The sequence below is a fragment of the Moorena sp. SIO3H5 genome (assembly GCF_010692395.1).
Lineage (GTDB): Bacteria > Cyanobacteriota > Cyanobacteriia > Cyanobacteriales > Coleofasciculaceae > Moorena.
The window spans coordinates 1-25,794 of sequence record NZ_JAAHHS010000072.1 but is presented as its reverse complement, the minus strand read 5'-3'; the positions used below and the strand labels follow the sequence as shown (position 1 = coordinate 25,794).

Sequence of the window (25,794 nt, the reverse complement as noted above, 5' to 3'; positions counted from 1 at the left end):
TCCACAGACGCTGAGTGCCATCCTCTAGATCTTCTATACTCAACCCATCATCTATTTCTTGGGTACTTTCATCATCTATGGTGTAGAGTTTCAGATGTGTTAAATCCAAGCGATCTGAATCTGGGTCAGTAGGAGGATTTGCCAGGTATTGCTGGGTCAATTCGAGTACCTCACGACGAAATTGAGTTGGGATTTTATGACGCAGCAAGTACTTTTGGTGAGGACGCCACAAACCCAGATTTATCAACAAATCGAAGGCATTTTCTGGGTTTTGATGGCGTTTTAGTGCTTCCAGAGTTTCCTGAACTGCACGAGAGGGTTTATCTGGTTCACTAACGAACCGTTCTAGAGCATCAAAGCGAGTGCGATCGCTATCAAGCCACTCTACTTCCTCACCCCCTAGCTTTTGTTGTACTCGCTTCAAAAATTCTTCTTGTTCCTGGTGCTTTGATTGAGCCGCTGCCAGTTGATGCTTGATTTCAGCCACCATGCTAGCGGAGCGGGGTTCATAGGTTTGTGCTTTGTGTTTAAAATAAATTTTGTCTTCAAACAGAATACAGTGTGCCGCATAGCACTGGGGTGGACTTTGCTCAGAAAATAATAACTGTGCCATGTCAGCACAGGTAACCGCCTCTCCTTCTTCCACCAATAATTCCCAGGCTAATTCTAAGCTATCTGGGTCTAGATAGGGTTTTACTCGAGCGAGAAACTCTGGTATTTCTGATGGCTCATAAGTAGAATCGGCCACTGCGTAGGTGACTTGTCGAGGATGGAGCTTGTGCTGTTTCCCCCGTTGATCCAAAGCAATCAAGTGGTTCTTGCCTTCTGGACGATCGACAACAGCGAGATGGCGTTCTCCTTGTAAGCGAAATTCGATTAGTGTTCCCTTTTCCACCAGTTCTGATAACCCGGGTAGCGTTTACCAAATCCACCTCCCCCCAGTCTATCCTGTGTTGTTGAGATGCCCAACTCAGCAGAGGGGGTCAAGTCTAAAGTCTAAAGTCTGAAGTCTGAAGTCTGAAGTCTGAAGTTGTCAGCGCTCAGTGGTCAGTGTAACTCCTAGTTGGGTCGCCAGTTTTTAGTTAACCATGTCAGCCATGCAGAGCGCGAGTGGCCTCACGGGGAGGCCACTGCATCCCGCGCCTCAGTCATCGATCACCCCATTTCATCCTTCATCCTTATTTCATTCTTCACACGGGAAATATCCCAGAGGAAGACCGTGATTGTTCACCTTAACCTTCTTTATTAATATAGGGTAGCAAAGCCAAGAACCTTGCTCGCTTAATGGCTGTGGTTAGCTTTCGTTGTTGTTGAGTCGTTAGATTAGTAATGCGGCGGGGTAGGATTTTTCCCCGTTCAGTGATGAACTTGCGCAGCAACTCAACATCTTTATAGTCGATCGGTTCATCGGGTTTGATCGGAGAGAGACGTTTACGAAAGTAAGTCATGATTGGTTATGATTGGTGATTAGTTATTTGGGTTACTGGTTACTGATTATAGTCATTTGTTCTTTGGTCCTTGTTCTTTGTCAATAGTCCATTTTCCATTAAAAAATTCAATTCACAAATGACCAAGGACCAAATCTACTTGATTTCTTTGTGAATTGTGTGCCTGTTGCAATTGGGGCAAAATTTCTTCAGTTCCAGACGTGATGTTGTGTTACGGCGATTCTTCCTAGTGGTATAGCGGGAAACACCAGCCGAACGCTTATTGGAGTTACTGCGACATTCCGTACATTCTAGAGTAATAACGATTCGGACACCTTTCTTACTTGCCATAGTTTTTTTTCTAAGAACTCAAATATTACAATTAAACACAATTTACTATTATCTCATGGGATCCCCCAGTCTATCAAGTAGATGCAAAATTGCTCAAGTCCTCAGAAAAACCTCACCCCTTGTTGGCACCATCATCGGGCAGCGCAATCCAGTTACAAGGGGAGCCCACAGCAGTATACTTGAAATGCCTTTACATAGACCAATGTTTAAGCCAATCCGAAGCGCTTGCTTTGCAGCGAAGCCAACCATGCCCTAGGATTTTGTTAGAGTCAGTAACCGGTGCCAGGGTAACGAATCTAACCTCGAGAATCAAGATAACCGCGCACCCCACTACCCTAAACTCGCTTGCCTGATTGGTGTATAGTACCACTACTCCCGTAACTCGCCAGAGCAACAGGAAGATGAGCATCTGCAACAGATGAAAGCCAAGAGGATCTGTTCTAAGCAGTGAGCTGACCAGTCTAAGTATAGTTATCCTGGTAGTGCAGCCAATATGCCTGCACTAGGGTTCACAACTGAATTACAATTGCTATAGTGATTGTTGGGATTTTTGAAACCCTTGGACTTGGATTCACCTCGGATTTGAGATAAGGGCTAATAATTCGGTATGATAGACGGTTTAGCAGGATTCCGATACAGGACTATTACATATAGTTCCTGTGTAAGGCGCACATTTGTTTCCAAATGCCTATTGATTCTTGTCGGCTTACTGAGCTGCTGGTATCTACTGGGAACACCATCAGCATTAGCAAGTTTCGATGATGACAGCTTTGATGGTAATATTTTTGCTCTGTATGCTGGTAATGGCTCTATAGTCCCACCACGAATTACCTTAGAAGATTCTTTGCGCAGGACAAAGCCAGCTTTGTTGGTGTTCTACGTAGATGACAGTAGGGATTGCAAGCTATATTCTGTGACTATCTCTAAGTTACAGGAGCCTTATGGTAGGGCAGCGAGTTTTATTCCAGTCAACATCGACACTTTGTTACCTGATGCTACCTATACACCCACAGAAGCGGGATACTACTACCAAGATTTAATTCCCCAGACAGTACTGATTGACCAAAATGCAGAGGTAGTACTCAACGAAATTGGACAAGTTCCTTATGAACAGATAGATGATGTGTTTCGGGAAGTGTTTAACTTACTACCCCGTTCAGAATCTGTAGAGTTAAAGCTGCGCACTGTCAATGATATTAATGCTCAGTTAACATCAGAGTGATTTAATTGGCTTAGTGCTTAGACTTCCATCCAATCAAACTCCCACAACGTAACATGAACAAAATTGTTTTAGTCATGAGTGAACTGCCATTGGCGTTTACCCTATTTTTTTGTCACGTTTACGGGTTAAGCTATTTGTAAGTACAGTTAACATCAGTGCTGATGTCCAAGGTTTACAGCACACAGGAGCTAATCGAAATTTTGGCTCAAGAACGTCGTTCGTGCATGAATGGGCAACGTCTTAATCTGGCAGCTTCGGTGTCTGGTAACCCTGTGATTGATCGCTTTCTGAAACCGGAGGGAATTCAAAAGTTCAGTGCTTATAACGACTTTAAAGCCGCAGTTCACAGCTACCAACGGGAACACCAAGTTTCAGGCATTATTTGGCGCGAACTGACTATGAAAGGAAAGACTCTACGTTATCCTGCTATTGACGAGCAGTTAGCCGCCCTAGACAGTGACCTGAACATCCTTAAAGCTGCCAAAGCTGACCTCTTAGAGTTTTGGTATACAGGCATCCAAGGTATGGACTTATACCTAAGTATTAATTTTGGTAAAGACTATCAAAAAATTATGCCCAATGATGTAAAAGAGGTCGCCCAAAAAACGGAATGGGCAAATCTCTATGAATATAAGAATTACAACTTTTGGGAAATTATATTGCAGCTAGGTTGGGGGAAACCTGAAGAAGCATCCTATAAACGAGGATGGCCGACATCAGGAAGTGAGTGCATTCATGCAGTTAATCCAGGCAAGTGCCCAATTTGTTGACCGCTATCGCTAGGTCGATCGGTTGTAGGGTGCATAAATCAGTATTATAACTATACTAGGAGCGGTCAAAAATGCAAGAACAAACTATTAATCAAGTTATTGATCAACAAATAGAAGAATTGGACTATTCAATTCGACAGGAATTAACCAAGCTTGGCAATCAAGCCGCAAAGATGGGTTTAATTGGTGGACATGGTTATTACTTAGGAAGGTACGAAATCCTATGCAAAGGTCAAATATTCACTCTTTCACCAGAAGAAGCTTACTCTTACCTAAAAAAATTGGTAGCACAACACCAAAGATAATTGGTCAACTATGAAGTGTGAAGGATGAAGGATGCTCCCTGAAAATTTATCCTTCATCCTTCATCCTTATCCTTAATACTTGAGCATTACCAGCGTGCCTGGGAACCAGACCAAATGTGTTCTACTGATTCACCATAAACCATAGGTTGATCTTCAAAGGTAAGAGCAGTGTAACCATTGGGTTCAACAGACCACATTGGCCAATACTCATTGCCCAACTCACCAGCCTGAAATAGAACTTGATCTGGATTAGCGTGACTCCAGCCTAGCAACATTGCGTTAGTATAATGGATGCGCTCAGGAGCCAAGGTGGTGACAGTATTTTGGTTCCGATCCCAAATTACTGCGTAATCAGAACCATCTGACGTATTAAAAAAACCTTCAAATTGCCGCCCTAGAAGGCGATCGCTTGACTCTGTCCAAGACACGGGAATCAGAATAGCGATTGCGCCGCTCAATGTATCATCATTGTAATGGTTAGCTAAGGGAGAAGATGCAGTTATGATGCGCAAATCTCCAGTCTGCAAATTTTCTAGAAACATCACACTACTGATGCGGCTGCGGTACAGTTCTGGCTGTCCTTGTAGTTGAATACGACTATAAGCAGCATACTTGCCATCAGGAGACACTAGTGATTGGCTGCGATAGTACCTAAACCCAAAACTCTGATTAGCAACCAGTTCAGCGTGGGTTTCCAAGACCCAATTCCAAGGAATAGGATAAGGACTATTGAGTGGGTCACTCTGAACGTATGGTTCGGTTAGATCAGGTTTGATAGCTTCTGTTACTTCCTTTAAAGGCTGGGAAGATAGCACCGATGATTGACTGGCTACGAAGGATTCATTAGCCTTGGCTTTCTCAGAAAATAGGCTAGATGTTATCAACATCAAAGTTGCTAACAAGAGTCCTAGTGGTTGATTTTTAAGCCATCCTGATAAACTCAATTGCCTTTTCAACATTGATTGGTCTTTCAGTTACTAATTAGCGTTTCTAGTTAGAGGAGGAACCCCAAGAAACTAGAATATAGTTCCTTAACTTTAGGTGTAAAAGGTTAAAAAGTGATCAACTACCCCGTCGGACCGTGGCATTACGAACGGGGTTTGTTAAACTTGGACTCAGTCAGTTGCCTAAATCCTCGACTATCAAGCAACCGTTGGCAGACAAAGAAAATAAGCCAGGGAAAAATTAACAATTAACACTCTTTCCTTCCCCTAAGAGGTCTTGGCTAAAGTGGGTAGCCCTCACACAAAAGTTGTTAGGCTTGGAATTGGAATTCACTGGTTGGTTTGGAGGTTTTAGTGTTATGATAATCATTTTTAATTCAACCTTGTTTTCTTGAATTCTTATATAATGTTAAATACCCGCCCTTGACCCGTAACGGATTACAATTGGATAATCCTGCCTCATTATGTTGAAGGAGATCTAACAAAATTCGGTGTGACTCAACCCGCTACTTCCAACACCAATACCAGACCTGAAACCTCAATAAGTATACTGAACTGCCTACTGATCTTAATTTTCAGGCTACTACTGCTAGGCGTAGGGAGTGGCTTGGCCTTGATATTTGGCATTGTTGTTGCCAATGCTTACCCTAACCCGAATCCAGAAAAACCCCTGATCTTAAAATTACTGGAGCATCTGGATAACAAGGGAGAATCAAGGTTTTTCAATTTTAGTTCAATTCGGGAACCAACGGAAGCCAATCTACTAAAACAATTGACACCGGTTCAAAGAGTCCAGGTCAAAGCTCAGCTAAGTGAGTTAGACAAGCGACTGAAGAGATTGAGTGAGGACGTGACAATGTTGGAAACTCAATTGGGAACCTCGGGAGGGAATGAATCTCTCGAAAGGCGCATCCAAGGGATCACTTTGCTCCTCAAGGAACCATCGACTCTAAGTAGCGATGCTCCATTAGTTGGTAATAGCAATGGCAATCGATTAGCTGCCTCGGCTGCCAACAAGTTGAAAGTCACGTTGCCCAGTGATATTTTATTTCAGAAAAGTAACAGTACGTTACGCCCAGAAGCAGGTTTGATCCTAGACAAAATTGTCACAGATTTGCAAGCCTATCCCGGCAGTACAATCCGGATTGCTATCCACACCGACAACCCCCGCGAAGCCAAAGAGAATCGAAACCTTTCATTTAAGCGTGCCAAAGCAGTTCAGCAGTATCTTAGTAGCGCTTTAGACGATCCATACCGTTGGTTGATTATTGGCTACGGAGAAACTCGTCCTCTGGTAGCTAATGATACTGAGGTTAATCAGCAACGTAATCGTCGGGTGGAAATTGCTGTGGATTAGTAATTACTCATTACTCATTAGTCATTAGTTATTGGTAATTTCTAGATGCGAGTTGTATTCTTTGGTACTCCCCAATTTGCTCTACCTTGTTTGGAAGGTTTGTTGAACCATCCTGAATTTGAGGTGGTGGGTGTGGTGACTCAGCCGGATAAGCGTCGAGGACGTGGTAACCAGCTGATTCCTTCCCCAGTGAAATCAATGGCATTAGCACATCAACTACCAGTTTGGCAACCGCAGCGCCTGAAAAAGCATAGGGAAACCCTAACTCAGCTAAGGCAGGTAAAGGCTGATGTTTTTGTGGTGGTTGCCTATGGGCAGATTCTCTCCCAAGAGATTCTGGATATGCCTACGGTAGGTTGTATCAATGTACATGGCTCAATTTTGCCTAAGTATAGGGGAGCAGCTCCGATCCAGTGGTGTCTATATAATGGAGAAGCCCAAACTGGCATCACAACGATGTTGATGGATGCTGGCATGGATACTGGAGCAATGCTCTTGAAAGCGTATACACCAATCAAACTATTGGATACTGCCGAGCATTTGGCACAAACTCTGAGTAATTTGGGAGCTGATTTGTTGATTGAAACCCTACTGAAGCAAGAGTTACAGCAAATCCAACCAATTCCTCAAGATGACTCTGAGGCGAACTATGCACCACTGATTCAAAAGTCAGATTATTGCCTAGATTGGTCACGGTCTAACTTGGACTTACACAATCAGATCCGGGGATTTTTCCCAAACTGCGTCACCTCATTTCGGGGTAAATCTCTGAAAATCAGTGCCACTGCTCCCTTAGATTCGGCTTACTTATCCGAGTTGCCTTCACAGTTAAAAATGCGATCGCAGGAGTGGTCTACTCTTGATGTTGGTAATGCTCCTCCTGGAGAAGTTGTCAAGATTGCCAAGGCAATCGGTCCAATTATTCAAACTGGAAAGGGACTGTTGTTGTTGCAGCAAGTGCAACTAGCTGGCAAACGTGCTCAATCTGCTTGGGATTTTGCCAATGGTATGCGTTTAGAAGTAGGAGAAGTTCTAGGTAATGGTTAGTTAGTTAGTTTCGGTTTTCAAAGGTTTGTAAAAGCGACAAGAATCACAGGGTCCCTCTGGATTGACAGCACAACGAATCAATTCAGAGTGAGCATTGAAATAACAGCTGGCATCCCCAATCACCCAACGCCCCTGGACCAGGCTTTTTTCACTAGGGTGTCGAGAAGACTGCACATACAGAGCAATTTTATGCAAACGATAGCGCCCTGACTTAAGACAGTAGCGGTGGTGGCGCTCTAAAACTGTGTAGGTTTTACCTTTAAAGTCGAGATAGTTACCGGGTTGAGGTATCCAATCCAGTTGAACATTGCCAATGGTCTGAGGTGGGTGGATCAAAATTAACTCTGTCGGTAGAGAATCAGGCTCCATAGTGCTTATTGTCATTCACGCTACAGTTGAATGGTATCGCAGGCTGTGGGCTGACTATCTAGCCCAACAGAATTCTACATACAATTGTCCGGTTAAGTACAACACACTGGCGCTCTTCTTGAAGACTGGATTGATCAACGAAGTGATTAACCGGAGTTGATATTACCGATATTGAATAATTGGTCATTGAGCAAAAAATGTCTTAAATTCGTGATTGGGGTGCATAAAGTTGGGAATGCGCGCAAGTTAATTCTGTAGTCAGCTTAAAAAACTGTCAGATTAAAAGACTATCGTTTCTGTTCTCTTCGTTCCATTAGCAGTTTCTACTTGTTTGCCCAAAACCCCATGACAGCAGTTAGTCCTGTGGTGTGAAATTCATCCAATGTTGAACCAAAAGCCGAGGCTACCAACCTTGTAACATCCTTGAGTTGCAATGTTGGTGGCTTGGGGGTAGAACTGGTGGAGTTGTTCATGGAGCATTATCAATTCACCAACTGACATTGTCTGCCAAGGACTTGAAAAATTTTCCAGCTATACCCCCATCAAAAATGAATTTAAAACAAAGAACAAAGTATGAACATCTCTGGTATGTCACCGAGAACGCTTCGCACTTGCTTGCCTCGACGGCTTTTTCAAGTCAGAAATTCATGGGCGAAACGCCCACACCAAAGGAATGAAAATCTCTGTTCCCTATTCCCTATTCCCTATAGTCAGATTAGCTTAATGCACTATATTCGTGTTTTAGACATATGAAGTTATTCTTTGGTCGCCGCTCATCTCCTGTTGTCGAGCCTACTCAGGAAAAAACTTCAGGTTTGGGAACATTCGGTGGGGTCTATACTCCGTCGATTCTCACCATCCTGGGGGTTATTATGTACCTGCGCTTTGGTTGGGTACTTGGTAATGTTGGTTTAGTGGGTACCCTCATCATTGTTACCCTCTCCACCAGTATTACCTTTTTGACGGCTCTGTCTATTTCTGCGATCGCAACTGACCGCATTGTTAGGGCTGGTGGTGCGTATTACATGATTAGCCGTTCCCTAGGAATTGAAACTGGCGGTGCCGTAGGAATTCCCCTTTACTTTGCCCAAGCTCTGTCAGTCGCCTTATACACTATTGGTTTTGCCGAGAGCGTAGTTCAGACCTTTCCCCACCTCAACCAGCTTTATGTAGCGCTAATTACTACTATTTTAGTGGCAATACTGGCTTTGACTTCCGCTAGCCTCGCCATCCGCATTCAATACTTTATTATGGCTGCGATAGTGCTATCCCTGATTGCTCTATTCGTCGGTAACCATGATTACCCTTATGATGTAGCTAATATTGAGCTGTGGGTGACCTCCAAAGAATCCTTTTGGCGTGTGTTTGCTGTCTTCTTCCCTGCCGTGACCGGTATCATGGCTGGGGTGAATATGTCCGGTGATCTACGCAACCCGATCCGCGCCATTCCCATCGGTACTCTGGCAGCAGTAGGAACAGGATATGCCGTTTATATGATCGTACCAATTATTTTATCGATGCGGATAGGGGGAGATGCCCTAATTGCCAATCCTCTGATTATGAGGCAGATGGCATTTTGGGGTCCGTCAATCCTACTCGGGGTATGGGGTGCTACTCTCAGCAGTGCCTTAGGCAGTATTCTGGGTGCTCCCCGGATTTTACAGGCACTAGCTAGAGATGGGGTATTACCCCGTTGGATGCGATTTCTAGGTACGGGTAGTGGACGAGATGATGAACCACGGATTGGTACCGCTGTAACGTTGGGAATAGCTACTGCTGCAGTTTGCCTTGGTCAATTAGATATCATTGCACCAGTGCTAAGTATGTTCTTTCTGACCACCTATCTGGTGTTGAATGTAGCAGCTGCCATTGAGGGCTTTTTGCAAAGTCCTTCGTTCCGACCCTCCTTTAAAGTTAACTGGTTTCTGTCACTGTTAGGGGCATTGGGTTGCCTGATCGTAATGTTTTTGATCAATGCCTTTGCCACAGTGGCAGCAGCTGTTATTGTCTTGGGGGTTTACCTTTGGTTACAGCAGCGGGAACTGCGCACGGCTTGGGGAGATGTACGCCGGGGCATTTGGATGGCACTGTTGCGCACTGGTATTTTTCAGATTAGTCATCACCCTGATCCGAAAAACTGGCGACCCCACATCTTGGTGCTGTCGGGAGCTCCCACTAAACGATGGTCTTTGATAGAGTTAGCCGATGCCCTGACCCATAATCGCGGTTTAGTTACCGTTTCGAGTATTTTACCTAGTAGTTCCCATAGTGTGGCTAAGCAGGCACAGTTAGAACAAACCATCAGTGAGTATCTCGAACGGCGCAGTGTACAAGCTCTGGTGCGCTTGGTAACAGCACCGGATCCCTTTACCGGAGCCCGGCAACTTGTGGAAACTTACGGTATAGGACCACTAGTTCCCAATACAGTTTTACTAGGGGATAACGAAAGCCTTAGCCGTCGCCAGCCTTACTGTCGCTTGATTACTCACATACACCAGGCAAAGCGTAATGTAGTGATTCTGCGGGAAAATCGGGAGCAGGGTTTCGGTAGTCGTCAACGGATTGATGTTTGGTGGGGCGGTAAGCAAGCCAATGGTAGCCTGATGTTGCTCCTCGCTTATCTATTGCGCAGCGATCTGAAGTGGCAAAATGCTGAGATTTACCTCAAGTTGGTGCTTCCTAATGAAATAGCAGCTCAAGCAGCACGGGCAAACCTAAGTAATTGGGTGAAACAGTTGCGGATTGGGGTTATTTGTCAGGTGCTGGTTTCCCAAGGGCGTTCTTTTAATACTATTCTTCATGAGTCATCGACTGATGCTGACTTAATCTTTATGGGTATGGCTACACCAGACGATAAGTTTACTCAATATTACGAAAGTTTACAGCTAAAAACTGCTGGTCTTCCTACCATTGTCTTTGTACTGGCTGCTCCTGGGTTTGCTTTCCATGAAGTTCTCAGTGAAGATTTGTAGTATACCAACAGCAATTTAAAATTGTTAATTGCAAATTGACTATTACTATCAAGTCCGATTAATCAGTTTAATCAGTTATGAAAGCGATGCAGCGCCGACCTGCGGGGGTTTCCCCCACTCGCGCTTTGCATGGCTGACATAGTCTCGGGATTTTTGGGTAATGGGTAATGGATAATTGGTAATCGTCAACTACCAACTCTCCATTAGCTATTACCCAATCCAGTTCAGGAATTGGCAATGGTTAATTTTTGGGTGGCAGTTTAACAATACTTAGCCAGAAGTTTTCAATTGACTTCAATACTTTGACAAACTGTTCTAATTCAAGGGGCTTAGTGACGTAGGCATTTGCGTTTAGCTTGTAGCTTGTGAGGATGTCCTGGTCAGAATCTGAGCTGGTGAGAATAATCACGGGAATCAGACTCAATTTTGGATCAGATTTAATCTGTGCTAACACTTCACGACCATCCATCACTGGTAGATTCAAATCCAGTAAAATTACGTCGGGACGGGGTGCCTTAGTATAAGGAGACTCTTGACGCAGAAATGCCATAGCTTCCTTACCATTGGTAACAGTCTGTAGATTGTTGCGGATCTTGCTATTGTTCAAAGTAGCTTTGGTAAGGTCTACGTCACCATGATTGTCTTCCACTAGCAATATTTCAATGCGCTGACTAGAATTTCTATAGTTCATAATTACTAAAAAAAAGTTTTTTGTGTTGAGATTAAATTAATCAAATTTTCTGGAGTTTAGAGTTTATTTTTTGGACTACATACAAGTTTCGATTAATTGGGGCGTTTTCAGGTATAATCGGTAATACTTATATCACTCGCAATTACCGATTAATCATCACCAAAATTAACAATATTTGTTTTTGCAAACTTTGAGAATATATATGATTATTGTTTCATAATTTTCAGGATATAATCCTAGAATTAATAATCAATTAATTATTTAAAAAAAGCTGATTAAGTAAAAAATAAAAATACTCTCCACTTAAAGACGGGAGAGTCGATGGTAAATGATAAATGGTGATGGCTAAAAAATCGGTATAATTACCCGTTAATTATTACCCATGATCGATGTCCTTTATCCGTAACGATAACCCTTTAAGCAATTAGCAGTTAACCAGATAGTTTTCATGCTCCCCTCTGGATTTTGGGCAAATATTAAAACTATCTAGCGATGCAGCGCGGTCTTGGGGGTTTCCCCCATGAGCGACTGCATCAAGACAATGAATTTGGGTAATAATCTATTCATCAGTACCTATAAATGTACAAAAATTATGATGAAATTATAGATAGTATTTTTACGGATTTTTTTTTTAGCTGTGCCAGAAGTGTCTAAGATGCTATTTAACCTCGAAGCCCCTTTTCAACCAACAGGGGACCAACCCCAAGCTATTTCCCAACTCACCACTTACCTCAAGGCTGGCAACCCTATCCAAACTCTACTGGGTGCTACGGGTACAGGCAAGACTTTCTCCGTGGCATCGGTAATTGAAAAAGTCGGCAAACCAACCCTAGTACTTGCCCACAACAAAACCTTAGCTGCACAGTTATGTAACGAATTGCGGGGGTTTTTTCCCCATAACGCGGTGGAGTATTTCATTTCCTACTATGATTACTACCAGCCGGAAGCTTATATCCCGGTCACTGACACGTACATCGAAAAAACCGCGTCAATTAATGATGAAATTGATATGCTGAGGCACTCAGCTACGCGATCGCTTTTTGAACGACGGGATGTAATAGTGGTGGCTTCCATTAGCTGTATCTATGGCTTGGGTATTCCCTCAGAATATTTAAAAGCTTCGATTCCTCTGCGGGTAAATACCGAAGTTGACCAACGCCAACTCTTACGGGATTTAGTCTCAGTACAGTATTCCCGGAATGATTTAGAATTGGGACGCGGACGGTTCCGGGTGAAGGGGGATGTATTAGAAATTGGCCCGGCTTATGAAGACCGAATTATTCGGGTAGAATTCTTCGGAGATGAAATTGATGCTATTCACTACGTTGACCCAGTTACCGGTGGAATTTTCCAAAGTGTAGAGGGCGTAAATATTTACCCTGCTCGTCACTTTGTTACTCCCGATGAACGGTTGGAAGAAGCTTGTAATGCTATTAAGGCAGAACTTGAGGAACGTTTGGCTCAATTGGAGCAAACTGGTAACTTGCTAGAAGCGCAACGGTTGGAACAGCGTACCCGCTATGATTTGGAAATGTTGCTCGAAATTGGTTACTGCAATGGTGTAGAAAACTATTCTCGTCACTTGGCTGGACGCAAGCTTGGGGAACCACCAGAGTGTTTGATTGATTATTTTCCCGAAGATTGGCTTTTGGTAGTGGATGAATCCCATGTTACGGTGCCGCAAATTCGGGGAATGTACAATGGCGATCGCGCTCGAAAGCAAGTGTTGATTGACCATGGCTTTCGCTTACCCAGTGCAGCAGATAATCGACCCCTGAAGGCAAAGGAATTCTGGGCAAAGGTGAATCAGTGTATTTTTGTCTCTGCTACTCCTGGGGATTGGGAGATTGAACAATCTCAAGGGCGAGTCGTGGAACAGATCATTCGTCCTACTGGAGTGCTTGACCCAGAAATCTTTGTCCGTCCTACAGTAGGTCAAGTAGATGATTTGTTGGCTGAGATTAAGCAGCGGGTGGATTTTCAGGAAAGGGTGCTGGTAACAACCTTAACCAAGCGCATGGCTGAGGATTTGACAGAGTATCTGCAAGAACGGGATATTCGGATAAGCTACTTACACTCGGATATTAACTCTATTGAACGGATTGAAATCTTGCAGGCGTTGCGCCAGGGTGAATTTGATGTATTGGTTGGGGTTAACTTGTTGCGAGAAGGGTTGGATTTGCCGGAAGTCTCTCTGGTAGCAATTTTGGATGCAGATAAGGAAGGGTTCCTCAGGGCAGAGCGATCGCTTATTCAAACTATAGGCAGAGCAGCACGTCATGTCCGAGGGCAAGCCATTATGTATGCTGATACCCTTACAAAAAGCATGAGAAAAGCGATTGATGAGACTAATCGCCGTCGTAAGATTCAAAGTGAATATAACAGCAATAATAACATTATACCACAGCCCATTCGCAAAACCGCAAATAATCCGATTTTGACATTTTTGGATGTCTCCCGACGGTTGAATGCTCAACAGTTGGAATCGGTGTTTGAACAGGTGGATGATGTACCTTTAGAGAAGATTCCGGAGTTGATTAATCAGTTAGAAGAACAGATGAAGGAAGCAGCAAAAACCTTGGAATTTGAAACGGCAGCCAAGTTACGCGATCGCATTAAGCAGCTGCGGGATAAACTGCTAGGTAATCGAAGTTAACTAAGTTTTTTTTAACTAACAGTAGTTGGAGTAATTATTGATATGTTTACGGCATGATCGGGATGTTGAAAACAGGCGCACCTAGCATTACTATAGTTCCATCACCGTGATAAATCTGTACACAATAATAAACCGATGAACACTGAGCTCCAATTTCCTTGGCAACAAGACGCCGTAATTCGCCAGAGCCAACGTCTAATCCATAGCTTTCATCATTGGACAGGGCGTTCTCTAATCGATACTAGTGGCTCACCTATGGAAATTGCACAGGCACTATTTGAAGCTCCCTTTGTCGTCCTATCTCACAACACTGAATCAGACCCCATTTACAACTATGGCAATCGAAAAGCTTTAGAATTGTGGGAAATAGATTGGAACCAATTGACTCAGATGCCTTCGAGATATTCAGCTGAGCCAATGGAAAGGGAGGAGCGATTAAGCCTGCTTAACCAAGTGACAAGCCAGGGCTATATTAGCAACTATCAAGGTGTCCGCATTTCTAGCACTGGTAAACGGTTCCAGATTTCAGATTGTATAGTCTGGAATCTTATTGATCAGGAAAATAACTATTGTGGTCAAGGGGCTACGTTTTCCCACTGGATACCGCTTAATTGACGATGTCGCCCACTTAAATTGTCAATTTTTGAGTAAGCCGATTCAATCTATAAATTAGATCAATTAGATAGATCAATTAGACATCTGAGGGAAATTAGGTTTCATATTAAGCTTGACTAGGGTTCCGTTAATCTTTTTCCCAGATGTCCATTATATCAAATGGTTTTACCTTTGCTACCGATAGCAGCAGAATAGCTTTGGAGCCTCAGGGGCAGGCAGAGAAATCATTTGTAGCATTCATAGTGCTAATTCATAGTGCTAATTCATAGTGCTAATTCAGATTAGATGCCTCACAGGTTACTTCCCCTTCTTGCAGTATCTTCCCCCACTTCTCGTTTCTTCCCGATCTCCATAAATCATCCCGCTACAATTACAACGCCGTTATTTGGGTCGGACTAGTCGGGAACTCTATATGTAACTGGTATATCTAACTAGCATCACAGACGTCCATGTTATTCAATGAATGGAACCCATAATGATTACAGCTCCAGGCTATCCTATCACTGACTCAATTGACTCTGGCACTAGAACCCTACTGGGCATTGCTTATTGCTGCCATGATTTAGCCAAGTCTTACCTAAAGACCTTCCTGATCTTGATCACTCATCAAACCGAAAGCCATATTGGGAATGAAAACTATGATAAACGCCAGGCTTGTCGGCAACACTAGATTCCCCAAACCAATGGTTTGGACAGTCATTTTTATCTGCATTTTACCCTATCTTCTGCATCAATTAGGGGTTGATTTTAGTACCCATCAGGAACTGTTTGACCCCTCGGTAGCCTCTGAATGGGAACCCCATGAACTTAATGATGCCATGCACTCCGTCCTGTCCGGAAGTTTTGCACACACACTCCTGGAGTGGAGTGCTGTCTGTACGGCGTTTTTTACGGTTTGCTTAGCCTTCGCGAACTACAGCATCACCAAAGACCCAATCGTTCCTATCATCGGCGTATCGCTTTTTTTTGCTGGTGTGATGGATGCCTTTCATACTCTGGCTGCTGACCGCTTAATTGATGTTGTCGCCGATAATCGGAATTTAATTCCATTTACCTGGGCACTCTCTCGGCTTTTCAATGCACTAATCCTGATTCTAGGAACTAGCCTTTGCTCAAGGAGAAGCTGGGTAGAAAAAAACCAAACCAGGAGCTTGGGTTTTGTCATTATTGTCAGCTTGGGGTTTGGGTTGATTGGCTATGGCATAATTCACATCTGTGCAACCAGCGAGCTTCTGCCGGAAACAACATTTCCCAACTCCATTATCACCCGACCATGGGACATTCTGCCATTGCTTCTGTTTATTGCTGCTGGCATTTTTATTTACCCAAGCTTTCACCAACGGTATCCCAGTCTGTTATCTTACTCCTTAATTGTGAGTACTATTCCGGATACAGTAGTCCAACTCCACATGGCTTTTGGTTCACAAGCACTGTTCGACAGTCATTTCCAAATCGCCCATTTCCTCAAAATTATTGCCTACCTGATCCCCCTAGTAGGATTAATACTAGATTATCAGCATACCTATTGTACACTAGAACAGGTCAATCAACGTCTGATAGAAGAGATTGATAAACAACAAAAAACAGAGGAAAAACTGCAAATATCAATCAAAGAAGTCTCCGATTTTAAGTATGCTTTAGATCAAGTCTCAATCCTAGCAATTACTGACCAAAAAGGGGTAATTACCTATGTAAATGATCGGTTTTGTCAGATTTCTCAATATTCTAGGGAAGAACTGATTGGACAAACCCATATACTGATCAATTCCAATTATCACCCCAAGGAATTTTTCCAAAACCTCTGGTCAATTATTGTCAGTGGTCAAGTTTGGCGGGGAGAAATTAAGAATCAAGCCAAAGATGGCACCTATTACTGGGTCGATACTACCATTGTACCTTTCTTGGATGATACAGACAAACCTTACCAGTATTTGGCGATCAGAACCGATATTAGCGATCGCAAACAAGCTGAGAAAGACCTAAAACAGGCAAAAGAAGCGGCAGTTCGCGCTGCGGCCCAAAGCGCAGTTGCCAACCGTGCCAAAAGCGAATTTCTCGCCAACATCAGCCATGAACTGCGCACCCCTCTTAATGGCATCCTCGGTTACACCCAAATCCTGAAACGCTCCAAAACCTTGACTCCTCAGTCTCTCAAGGGGATTGACATTATCCATCAATGTGGTAGTCATCTGCTCACCCTGATTAATGACATTTTAGACCTGTCCAAAATTGAAGCTGGTAAAATGGAACTCTACCGGACAGATTTTCATTTTCCGTCTTTTCTTCAGAACCTGATTGACATCTGCAAAATCAGAGTTCAAAACAAAGATATTTTGTTTACTTACCAAGCCCTTTATGAACTTCCCACCGGCATCTATGCTGATGAAAAACGCCTGCGACAAGTGCTGATTAACTTACTGGGTAATGGGATTAAGTTTACTGACAGTGGAGAAGTTAAATTTACAGTAAGTGTCCTGAAATACAGGGAAAATGAGAATGGACACATCACCAATAGCCAAGAACTGTTAACAACAATTCGATTTAAAATTGAAGACACCGGTATTGGCATGAGTCCGGAACAAATCGAACGAATATTTTTGCCTTTTGAGCAGGTGGGGAATCCCTTAAATAAAGCACAAGGGACGGGATTGGGATTAGCCATTACTCAGAAACTGGTTCAGATGATGGGGTCTAAGTTAGAAGTAAGCAGCGAGTTGGGCATTGGCACTGTGTTTTGGTTCGATTTGCACTTAAAAGAAACCACAGCTGTATCCAAAGCCATGACTCCTAACACAGGGATTATTGGCTTCAAAGGTCAGCCACCCACAATTCTGGTGGTGGATGATAAACAGGAAAATCGCTGGGTGATTGTTAATCTGCTGGCTCCCCTGGGATTTGAACTGATGGAGGCTAGCAATGGTCAAGAGGGTTTAGAGGAAGCCACAGCATTTCCACCAGACCTGATTATCACTGACTTGTTGATGCCACAGATGGATGGCTTTGAGATGATCCGACAGTTGCGACAATCCCCCCAATTGAACTCAAAAGTAGTGATTGCGTCTTCGGCTAGTGTATTTGACACCGACAAGGAAAAAAGTAGTGAGGCTGGAGCCGATGATTTTCTGCCCAAACCAGTAGAGGCAGAAAAGCTAATAGAGATGTTACAAGTGCATCTGAAACTGGAATGGATTTATCAAGCAAAGCAGGAAAGAGGAAGTAGGAAAAAGAAAAATATCTCATCTCAAACCATAGAGATGGTGCCTCCTCCAGTGGAGAAACTTGCCCAACTTTACGATCTGGCTAGGGCAGGCTTAATTAATGACCTTTTAAAAGAAATCAATAACCTAGAAAAATCCGATCCAAACACTAGTGATTTTGTCAAACACATCCGTGAATTAGCTCAAAAGTTTCAGTTAAAAAAAATACGCTCTTTCCTTAACGACTATATTCATTGAATTTAGACTATGCTTGTTTACTTTCAAAACCAGTTATCTATCGCCTATTTATGATATTTCATAGACTGACTAATACCAAGCATGAAAATTTATGTAATCAGGGACTAAACAAAGGTAATTTAATGAATAAGCTAAAAGTAATTAATCCTCTACTACCGCTCAAAAAAAACGTCCACTCTCTGCCCCTAGCACTGACTATTTTTACAGGGGTTATGTTTTCCCTACTAACCTTCATGGGAACTTGGGATTTGGAAAATAAAACGATCGAAAAAGAGTTTGAACAAGATGCAACCGATATTGTTTCCTTGCTCAAAAGAAGCCTTGAAAAAAATCTACACCAACTGGAATCGATTGTTGGGGTCTATGCTGCCTCCACAAAAGTTACTCGTCAGGAATTTCGGACTTTTGTAAATCCTTACTTATCAAATAATTCAGATATCCAAGCCCTACAGTGGATTCCTCGGGTACCCCATGACCAAAGAGCCGCTTACGAACAAGCTGCCAAACAAGAGGGTTTTCTTAACTTTAAAATTACAGAACAGAATCCTCAGGAAAAGCTGATTAAAGCTAAACCCAGAGCAGAGTATTTTCCTGTCTATTTTGTTGAGCCATACCACGATAATGAGACAATGTTGGGATTTGACCTAGCCTCGAATTCTGTCAGTTTGGAAGCTTTGCAATTATCACGAGATAGTGGCAAAGCGATCGCCACCGCACCCATGACATTAATGCGTCAAAGTCCCCAGCACAAACTAGGATTCCTAATTTTATGGCCAATTTATCGACAGAATACACCTACTAATTCAATTATATCCCGTCGCCAAAATCTGCAAGGTTTTGCCTCAAGTGTGTTTTTGATTGGAGATATTGTAGATAGGGCTTTAAAGTATCGACAACCCAGGGAGATTGATGTTTACCTATTTCACGAATCTACGCCAACACAGAAGCGATTGCTCTATACCTATTCATCTAGTACACCCAAAGCATCAAAGGACTTGAAGGAGGAAGACCTTGCTACCCTCAGAAATGGGTTACATCATACTGTAATTCTTGATGTATCAGGACAGAAATGGTTGATTCTGTCTAAGCCCAATTCTGAATATATCAGGAGTCGAAGAACCTGGTATCCCTGGACTGTTTCCTTGGGAGGACTATTACTGACCATATTGCTGGCTATCTATATTAGCGATCGCATTTCAGCAGTAGCAGCACTGGTGGAGAGTGAAAGACAGCTAGAACAACGAGTTGAGCAACGGACAGTGGAACTCCAGAAGGCCAAAGAAGCCGCAGTTCAGGCAGCAGTGGAAAGTGAAGCTGCCAACCGCGCTAAAAGTACATTTCTTGCCAACATCAGCCACGAAGTCCGTACTCCTCTCAACGGTATTTTGGGTTATGCTCAAATCCTGAAAAAATCAACTAGTCTAACTGCTAACGAGAAGAAAGGTATTGATATTATCGAGCAGTGCGGCTCTGATCTGCTCAGCCTGATCAATGAGATTTTAGACCTCTGTACAATTGAAGCTAATAAATTAGAACTCCATTCCCAAACGGTTGATTTTGGTACCTTCTTGAAGGACATCGTAGAAATTTGTCAGGTGAAAGCAGAACAAAAGGGTATTTCCTATAGTTACCAAGCGACTTCTCGACTACCTACAGCAATTATTGTTGACGAAAAACGCTTGAAACAAATGCTTATCAACTTACTCGACAATGGCATTAAATTTACTGAAATAGGAGGAGTAGCCTTTACGGTTAGTGTGCTGAAATCAAGGAAAAATGCCAAAAATAAAATAACAAATAAACTCGAAGAAATTACCACTATTCGCTTTGAAGTTGCAGATACCGGCATTGGGATGAATAGCGAGCAATTATCTAAACTATTTTTACCCTTTGAAAAGCTAGAAAATACCTCTGGTTTTGTGGAAGGCACTGGACTCGGTTTAGCAATTACTCAGAAACTTGTCAAGATCATGGGAGGTGACATTAATGTCGAGAGTAACCCAGGGCAAGGTAGTATTTTTACTATAGATTTAGACCTACAAACTTATCCCAATTCCTATGAAATCAATTTTCACAAAAATCCAAATCAGCAACAAGTAGTTAATTTTCAAGAAAATAATAATAATAAAAATACATCAGTTGAAACAACAGAAATTGTTAGTCCTCCAAAAGAAAAACTAGTCTACCTTTACGATCTGGCTATGTCAGGCTTAATCAATGACCTTTTAGAGGAAGTCGATGAACTAGAAAAAAATGATGATATATTTATACCATTTTCCCAATCTATCCGTCAATTATCCGAAAAATTTCAAATTAAAAAAATTCGAGAGTTTATCAAACAATACCTGTAATTTAATGAAATAAACCTGGTGGAGAACACTAGAAATGCCAAAGGAAGAAAGCAAGGATAATTGATAAGAGACTGAAACGGTTGCTTGGGTAGGACTGGTTGGGAATTCTATAATATAACTATTGTATTTACCACGTTATTTACAACTCTATGTACAATCCCTGTATGTACAACCCCACAATCATTAAATAACTCGCAATAGTTTGGTAATAGTACTAAAAAACAATGGCTGCATCTCCCTTGAGGAGGATATAGAAAAATAATATGACTAAATTAAAAACAGACCCAACCACCGAATCTTCATTCTCAAATATGGTTTTAACCAACTCATCCCAACCTTTGACAAGTCCCCTTGCCTGGTTCAGAAAGCAGCTAAATCGCCTTACTATCACTCAAAAGATTGCCTATGGGTATGGTATTGCCCTTGGGATTGCTGTCCTGGGAACAACAGTTGGACTCCTTATTGGCAATAACTACCAAAACTATGCCCAGAACTTAAGAGAAGATACCTTAGAAGAAAGTGAGCTTCTCATGGACTTGCAACGTTACCTGCTGGAAGTACAAATACACCATCAATACTTTGCTGTATTGTTGCAGCAACCAGACCTTTTTCAGGAAGAGTATTCTCGTTTTAAAAAGCATTCCCGATTAGCCCAGCACAACTGGTTGGGATTAAAAGAATCTTACAAAAATCCAGAGGTGGATGAGCTAGAAGAGGAACTTGAACTTGTAAATAACCTGATCAAAAATTATGACAGCCTAATACAAGTATACTCCCAACGGATAGAGGCACTATTGAAGCACATCGATCCCTCGAATTTGAAGCCAGAAGAAATTGAAGCAGCCCAAAAAAAGTTTCTAGATTTAAACAAGAGTCCTTTAGGGCTAAACCTCAGAAGTTTCGTGTATGACCTTGAGGAAATAATAGAGGAGGTTGAGGAGGAAAGACCACATGCCAAAGCTGTGCTAGAGGCTTCTGAAAGGCTTCGGACTCGAATCATTTTGATTAGCATGATTGCCTCAATTTCAAGCGCAGCCCTATTAGCCTTCTATACCAGTAAAACACTGTTAGCAGCTCAAGACGTAGAAATTCAACGTCAACAGCTCCTCAGCCAAGAATTACAAGTAGCTAAAGAAACCGCCGAAATTGCCAACCGTGCTAAAAGTGAGTTCCTGGCCAATATGAGTCATGAACTGCGCACTCCCCTCAATGGCATCCTCGGCTATACCCAAATCCTCCAACGCTCTAAAATCATCAGTCCTGAAGAACTCAAGGGCATCCGTGTCATCCACCAATGTGGCAACCACCTACTTACCTTGATTAACGATATTTTAGACATTTCTAAAATCGAGGCCAAGAAAATGGAACTGTACCCAAATAATTTTCATTTTCCCTCCTTTCTAGAAAACCTAGTTGACATCTGCCGTATCCGCGCTGATCAGAAGGAAATTTCCTTTACTTACCAACCCCAGACTCAACTCCCCAATCACATCCATGGGGATGAAAAACGCCTGCGACAAGTACTAATTAACTTACTGGGTAATGGCATTAAGTTTACTGACACTGGGGCAGTGACCTTCAAGGTCAATGTACTGGAGTCAAAGCCCTTAACAACGGGGGAAGACAAAAAAACCATGAACAATGGAGTGATCAGAACAATTCGGTTTGAAATTGAAGACACCGGTATTGGTATGAGTCCGGAACACATCGAACGGATAGTGTTGCCGTTTGAGCAGGTGGGGAATGCCTTAACTCGAGCCGAAGGGACTGGATTAGGATTAGCCATTACTCAGAAACTGCTGGAGATGATGGAGTCTACGTTGGAAGTGCAAAGCCAGCTCGGTGTTGGTAGTGTATTTTGGTTCGATTTGGAGTTGCCAGAAGCCACAGGGGTAACTGATGTGATTGTTCCTGATCAGACAATTATTGGTTTCCTTGGCCAAAGCCGCAAAATTCTGGTGGTGGATGATAAACAAGAAAATCGCTGGGTACTGGTGAATCTGCTCACTCCCTTTGGCTTTGAACTAAAAGAAGCGACCAATGGTAAAGAAGGTTTGGAGAAAGCTAAACAGTTCCAACCGGATATGATTATTACTGACTTGTTGATGCCACAGATGGATGGTTTTGAGATGATCCGACAGTTGCGAGAATCCTCCCAATTCTCATCAGTGCCACTGATCGCTTGTTCAGCCAGTGTGTTTGATGATCACCAGCATCACAGTATTGAGGCGGGAGCCGATGATTTTCTGCCCAAGCCAGTAGAGTCAAAAAAGCTATTAGAGAAGTTGCGGAAATATCTGAAACTAGAATGGGTTTATGAAGGAGAAGAAGATAAAGATAAAAACCTAAGCACCAAGGCACCATCCTCCCTCAAAACTGAAAACTCGATAGTGCCGCCCTCAAAAGAATCACTAGACCAGCTGTACGATCTGGCTAAGACTGGCTTAATTAGCGAGATTTTAAAACAAGTGGAAATCCTGGAAAAATCTGATGATAAGTTAATCCCATTTAGCCAACATCTCCGTCAATTAGCCGAAGACTTTAAACTCAAGAAAATCCGACAGTTTATTCAGCAATATCGGGATAAATAATAATTATAGCAAAGGGAGCAGGCAGTCGGTAGTAGAGGTAATCAAATTAAATGTAGCTTATAAGTATAAGAAACGCAATATTGAAATTAACTATTAATAGCTAATCAATAAAATAGTTTTATTTAGGAAATTTTTCCGATCACATACCAATAAAATAAACTATAAATTAACCTGAAACTGTTACTTGGGTAAGATTAACTGGGAATTCTATAATATGGCTATTGTAGATTTCCACAACTGTAAACTATTCGCAATAGTTTTACAATAGAGAATAGTAATAACAGACAATGGCCGCATCTCTCTTGAGGAGGATATTCTATGACTAGATTAAAAATGAACTTAACCACTGAATCGTGACTGAATCGTAATTGTAAAAGACGGTTTCAACCAATTCATCCCAACCTTTAACAACTGCCTTTGTCTGGTTGGTGAAAGGGTCGTGTTGCACTTTTATGCCATTGACTCTGGCACTAGAACCTAAGTTGCTCAAGGCATATCTGAGGCTGACCAAAAACCTGTGATTATCAAGGGTAAAATTAATAGTTTATTGGAGATGTCTAATGAAGTTAAATAGCTGGTTTCCCCTCGCTATAGGGACGAGCCTAGCCATGTTGGTAAGCTGCACCCCCAACACTACCAACCAAGCAACCAATGTCGAACAAGCCCAGCAGGAAATTAAGATTACTGGGGCAGGGAGTCCCTATCCAGCCATGAAGGTATTAGCTACTGCCTATGAAGCTAAGACTGAAAACACAGTCATTACCTTTTTGCCAAAAAGTCAATCCCCTGGTGGCATCGCTGGCGCTAAAGAAAAATTAGTTGATATTGGTACTGTTACCAGGACCTTGAAACCAGAGGAGGATGATGGCTCTTTAGTATATCGGGAAATCGCCAAAGATGGTTTAGTAGTAGCAACTCACCCTAGTGTCCTAGGAGTGACTAATTTACAAACCGAACAACTCAAGGCCATCTACAGCGGAAAGGTGACCAATTGGCAAAAGCTAGGGGGACCAGAGGCAACAATTATCGTACTGGATCGACATGAGGATGAGTCAGCCAAGAAACTATTGCGGAAATATTACCTTGGGTCAGACCTCAAGAATGCTCCAGAAGCAGTGATTTTGCGCCACGAAGCTGATTTAATTGCAGCAGTTCAGAGTACACCCTACAGCATCGGTGCTTTCTCCCTGGCCTATGCGATCGCTAATCAGTTACCTGTGAACCGCCTCAGCCTCGATGGCGTAGAACCCATCCCTGAAAACATTAAATCAGGTAAGTATAAAATGGCGCGTCGCCTTGGCATCGTCTACCCCCAGACCCCTTCAGATAATGCCCAACCCTTTATTGACTTCGCCTTTACCAAAGAAGGAGGCAACCATCTGCTCGAATCAGGGTTTATACCATCTAGCCAGGAACAGGAGTAGTAGTGATATGTTCCGACAGATGTACTCGAAACTTTCCCTCAGAGCAAAAATACTATTGCCGATGCTCTCTGTGTTCCTAGGAATGTGGATAGTAGGAACCTTTAGTTTGGGCTATTTTTTCACTAAGCGTATAGAACTGCAACTGAAAAATAAGATCCAGAACTTCTCATCCGTACAATTGCATGCCTTTGAACAGGAAAAAGAAACTCTATTTTTGAAGGCAAGGTGGATAGCAGACATACAGGATGTTTCCACATTGGTTGCGACAGGGAACCGGGAAAAGCTATTTCAGTATTTACTCCCGATACAGTTATCTTATCAGCTCGATCTGCTTAAAATCGTAGACAAGAACGGGTCTGTATTGCTGGAACTGCGACAGGCAGACCTTAACCAAGTTGAGCTAATTGACGAGACAGTCAACCAAGCGGCAAGCATTGGCATGGATTTGTTCGATTTCCTGCCAGCTCAAGACAATGCTGCATCGCTTCTAGTCGGTCTAACCTCGGTGAAGTCTGCCCAGGAAATCTTAGGGGGAATAATCGTTGGGATTACCATTAGCGATGAATGGCTTGAACAATTACGCCCCCATACCCACCATCACCTGGTTACCTTCTACGATTCTCAGGTTACTGCCTCTACCTTAACCGATGCTAAAAACACTCCTTGGGAGCCACCGCCAGTCCAATCCCTGCCAGTGCAGGTCACTATTGCCGAGAAGAACTACATTGCCAAAAGTGTAAAGATCACCGGGATCAATGGCAAGGCGGGCAAACTGGTTTTACTATACTCCGCCGCCACTCTTGAGCAGGTGCAGGGACAGTTGTGGTTAAGTATCAGTGCTTTGTGCTTGCTGGGGTCAGCAATTACCAGCTTAGTTGCCAACAGGGTCACGTTGTTGATTATCCGTAACATTAAACAAGTAACAGAGGTAGCCCAGCGCGTCAGTAAAGATGATGATTTTACTCTACAAGCCCCTACCATATCCCAAGATGAAATAGGAGTCTTAGGCACTTCTTTGAATCATCTGATTAAACAAGTAAAGCATCTTTTGGCATCCAAAGAAGCAGAAGTTCAACGTCAACAGCTCCTCAGCCAAGAATTACAAGCAGCTAAAGAAAGCGCTGAAATTGCCAACCGTGCCAAAAGCGAGTTCCTGGCCAATATGAGTCATGAACTGCGCACTCCCCTCAATGGCATCCTTGGCTATACCCAAATCCTCCAACGCTCTAAAATGATGAGCCCTGAGA

General features: G+C 42.8%; 20 protein-coding genes and 1 pseudogene. 14 read left to right on the top strand and 7 right to left on the bottom strand.

Annotated features, from left to right (window positions below):
* The 3 genes and pseudogenes from F6K52_RS11030 to rpmG all read right to left on the bottom strand — a co-directional run.
* Positions 1-895 (bottom strand): annotated as a pseudogene (locus F6K52_RS11030) (RNB domain-containing ribonuclease); the annotation flags it as partial.
* A 337-nt stretch (positions 896-1,232) separates the two neighbouring features.
* Positions 1,233-1,448 (bottom strand): 30S ribosomal protein S18, encoded by a 216-nt coding sequence (rpsR, locus tag F6K52_RS11025; RefSeq protein ID WP_008191262.1) that lies wholly within the window; start codon positions 1,446-1,448, stop codon positions 1,233-1,235.
* Positions 1,449-1,583: 135 nt separating this feature from the next.
* Entirely contained in the window at positions 1,584-1,778 is a 195-nt protein-coding gene (gene rpmG / locus F6K52_RS11020; RefSeq protein WP_293020919.1) for a 50S ribosomal protein L33, read from the bottom strand.
* 691 nt (positions 1,779-2,469) lie between these two features.
* Between rpmG and F6K52_RS11015 the strand changes: the two genes are divergently transcribed.
* The 3 genes from F6K52_RS11015 (at position 2,470) to F6K52_RS11005 (ending at position 4,075) form a co-directional block, all read left to right on the top strand.
* Positions 2,470-3,000, top strand: coding sequence for a thylakoid membrane photosystem I accumulation factor (locus tag F6K52_RS11015; RefSeq protein ID WP_293077326.1), 531 nt, complete (start codon positions 2,470-2,472; stop codon positions 2,998-3,000).
* A gap of 161 nt (positions 3,001-3,161) precedes the next feature.
* Positions 3,162-3,770, top strand: coding sequence for a hypothetical protein (locus F6K52_RS11010; protein WP_293077325.1), 609 nt, complete (start codon positions 3,162-3,164; stop codon positions 3,768-3,770).
* A gap of 71 nt (positions 3,771-3,841) precedes the next feature.
* Complete coding sequence (locus tag F6K52_RS11005) at positions 3,842-4,075, top strand: hypothetical protein (protein ID WP_293077323.1); 234 nt, start codon at positions 3,842-3,844, stop codon at positions 4,073-4,075.
* Between the two features lie 86 nt (positions 4,076-4,161).
* Here F6K52_RS11005 and F6K52_RS11000 read toward each other — a convergent pair whose 3' ends face one another.
* Positions 4,162-4,962, bottom strand: a complete 801-nt coding sequence (locus tag F6K52_RS11000; RefSeq protein WP_293077321.1) for a hypothetical protein — start codon at positions 4,960-4,962, stop codon at positions 4,162-4,164.
* Between the two features lie 664 nt (positions 4,963-5,626).
* On the opposite strand from F6K52_RS11000, the gene F6K52_RS10995 reads away from it, so the two are divergent.
* Together F6K52_RS10995 and fmt are read left to right on the top strand one after the other, a co-directional pair.
* Positions 5,627-6,376 carry an OmpA family protein gene (locus F6K52_RS10995; RefSeq protein WP_293077318.1) on the top strand — a complete coding sequence of 250 codons (750 nt, stop codon included), beginning with the start codon at positions 5,627-5,629 and terminating at the stop codon, positions 6,374-6,376.
* A gap of 45 nt (positions 6,377-6,421) precedes the next feature.
* Entirely contained in the window at positions 6,422-7,423 is a 1,002-nt protein-coding gene (gene fmt / locus F6K52_RS10990; protein ID WP_293077316.1) for a methionyl-tRNA formyltransferase, read from the top strand.
* Here the strand turns inward: fmt and F6K52_RS10985 are convergent, their stop codons facing one another.
* Both F6K52_RS10985 and F6K52_RS10980 read right to left on the bottom strand, forming a co-directional pair.
* Positions 7,424-7,792 (bottom strand): DUF6464 family protein, encoded by a 369-nt coding sequence (locus F6K52_RS10985; protein WP_293077330.1) that lies wholly within the window; start codon positions 7,790-7,792, stop codon positions 7,424-7,426. It abuts the gene before it with no gap.
* 323 nt (positions 7,793-8,115) lie between these two features.
* Positions 8,116-8,265 carry a hypothetical protein gene (locus tag F6K52_RS10980; protein WP_293020934.1) on the bottom strand — a complete coding sequence of 50 codons (150 nt, stop codon included), beginning with the start codon at positions 8,263-8,265 and terminating at the stop codon, positions 8,116-8,118.
* Positions 8,266-8,541: 276 nt separating this feature from the next.
* Between F6K52_RS10980 and F6K52_RS10975 the strand changes: the two genes are divergently transcribed.
* Positions 8,542-10,764 carry an amino acid permease gene (locus F6K52_RS10975; protein WP_293077314.1) on the top strand — a complete coding sequence of 741 codons (2,223 nt, stop codon included), beginning with the start codon at positions 8,542-8,544 and terminating at the stop codon, positions 10,762-10,764.
* 241 nt (positions 10,765-11,005) lie between these two features.
* Here the strand turns inward: F6K52_RS10975 and F6K52_RS10970 are convergent, their stop codons facing one another.
* On the bottom strand, positions 11,006-11,455 hold the full coding sequence (locus F6K52_RS10970) for a response regulator (protein ID WP_293077312.1): 450 nt from the start codon (positions 11,453-11,455) through the stop codon (positions 11,006-11,008).
* Between the two features lie 655 nt (positions 11,456-12,110).
* Here F6K52_RS10970 and uvrB point away from each other — a divergent pair.
* The 8 genes from uvrB to F6K52_RS10930 form a co-directional block, all read left to right on the top strand.
* Positions 12,111-14,111 carry an excinuclease ABC subunit UvrB gene (gene uvrB / locus F6K52_RS10965; RefSeq protein WP_293077328.1) on the top strand — a complete coding sequence of 667 codons (2,001 nt, stop codon included), beginning with the start codon at positions 12,111-12,113 and terminating at the stop codon, positions 14,109-14,111.
* A 135-nt stretch (positions 14,112-14,246) separates the two neighbouring features.
* The gene (locus tag F6K52_RS10960; protein ID WP_293077310.1) at positions 14,247-14,726 is read left to right on the top strand and encodes an MEKHLA domain-containing protein; all 480 of its coding nucleotides are present in this window, start codon (positions 14,247-14,249) and stop codon (positions 14,724-14,726) included.
* A gap of 475 nt (positions 14,727-15,201) precedes the next feature.
* Positions 15,202-15,396, top strand: a complete 195-nt coding sequence (locus F6K52_RS10955; RefSeq protein ID WP_293077308.1) for a hypothetical protein — start codon at positions 15,202-15,204, stop codon at positions 15,394-15,396.
* A gap of 13 nt (positions 15,397-15,409) precedes the next feature.
* On the top strand, positions 15,410-18,181 hold the full coding sequence (locus F6K52_RS10950; protein WP_293077306.1) for an ATP-binding protein: 2,772 nt from the start codon (positions 15,410-15,412) through the stop codon (positions 18,179-18,181).
* A 122-nt stretch (positions 18,182-18,303) separates the two neighbouring features.
* Entirely contained in the window at positions 18,304-20,532 is a 2,229-nt protein-coding gene (locus F6K52_RS10945) for a CHASE domain-containing protein (RefSeq protein WP_293077304.1), read from the top strand.
* Positions 20,533-20,795: 263 nt separating this feature from the next.
* Positions 20,796-23,123: a response regulator gene (locus F6K52_RS10940; protein ID WP_293077302.1), complete on the top strand. Its 2,328-nt coding sequence runs from the start codon at positions 20,796-20,798 to the stop codon at positions 23,121-23,123.
* 560 nt (positions 23,124-23,683) lie between these two features.
* Entirely contained in the window at positions 23,684-24,547 is an 864-nt protein-coding gene (locus F6K52_RS10935) for a substrate-binding domain-containing protein (protein ID WP_293077300.1), read from the top strand.
* Positions 24,548-24,554: 7 nt separating this feature from the next.
* On the top strand, positions 24,555-25,794 hold a 1,240-nt coding region (locus F6K52_RS10930; RefSeq protein ID WP_293077297.1), incomplete at its 3' end, for a histidine kinase dimerization/phospho-acceptor domain-containing protein.

Bases quoted from the DNA above. Each gene is read 5' to 3' on its own strand.
- rpsR (WP_008191262.1), bottom strand. From the start codon at position 1,448: ATGACTTACTTTCGTAAACGTCTCTCTCCGATCAAACCCGATGAACCG.
- rpmG (WP_293020919.1), bottom strand. From the start codon at position 1,778: ATGGCAAGTAAGAAAGGTGTCCGAATCGTTATTACTCTAGAATGTACG.
- F6K52_RS11010 (WP_293077325.1), top strand. From the start codon at position 3,162: ATGTCCAAGGTTTACAGCACACAGGAGCTAATCGAAATTTTGGCTCAA.
- F6K52_RS11005 (WP_293077323.1), top strand. From the start codon at position 3,842: ATGCAAGAACAAACTATTAATCAAGTTATTGATCAACAAATAGAAGAA.
- F6K52_RS11000 (WP_293077321.1), bottom strand. From the start codon at position 4,962: ATGTTGATAACATCTAGCCTATTTTCTGAGAAAGCCAAGGCTAATGAA.
- fmt (WP_293077316.1), top strand. From the start codon at position 6,422: ATGCGAGTTGTATTCTTTGGTACTCCCCAATTTGCTCTACCTTGTTTG.
- F6K52_RS10985 (WP_293077330.1), bottom strand. From the start codon at position 7,792: ATGGAGCCTGATTCTCTACCGACAGAGTTAATTTTGATCCACCCACCT.
- F6K52_RS10980 (WP_293020934.1), bottom strand. From the start codon at position 8,265: ATGAACAACTCCACCAGTTCTACCCCCAAGCCACCAACATTGCAACTC.
- F6K52_RS10975 (WP_293077314.1), top strand. From the start codon at position 8,542: ATGAAGTTATTCTTTGGTCGCCGCTCATCTCCTGTTGTCGAGCCTACT.
- F6K52_RS10970 (WP_293077312.1), bottom strand. From the start codon at position 11,455: ATGAACTATAGAAATTCTAGTCAGCGCATTGAAATATTGCTAGTGGAA.
- uvrB (WP_293077328.1), top strand. From the start codon at position 12,111: ATGCTATTTAACCTCGAAGCCCCTTTTCAACCAACAGGGGACCAACCC.
- F6K52_RS10960 (WP_293077310.1), top strand. From the start codon at position 14,247: ATGAACACTGAGCTCCAATTTCCTTGGCAACAAGACGCCGTAATTCGC.
- F6K52_RS10955 (WP_293077308.1), top strand. From the start codon at position 15,202: ATGATTACAGCTCCAGGCTATCCTATCACTGACTCAATTGACTCTGGC.
- F6K52_RS10950 (WP_293077306.1), top strand. From the start codon at position 15,410: ATGGTTTGGACAGTCATTTTTATCTGCATTTTACCCTATCTTCTGCAT.
- F6K52_RS10945 (WP_293077304.1), top strand. From the start codon at position 18,304: ATGAATAAGCTAAAAGTAATTAATCCTCTACTACCGCTCAAAAAAAAC.
- F6K52_RS10940 (WP_293077302.1), top strand. From the start codon at position 20,796: ATGACTAAATTAAAAACAGACCCAACCACCGAATCTTCATTCTCAAAT.
- F6K52_RS10935 (WP_293077300.1), top strand. From the start codon at position 23,684: ATGAAGTTAAATAGCTGGTTTCCCCTCGCTATAGGGACGAGCCTAGCC.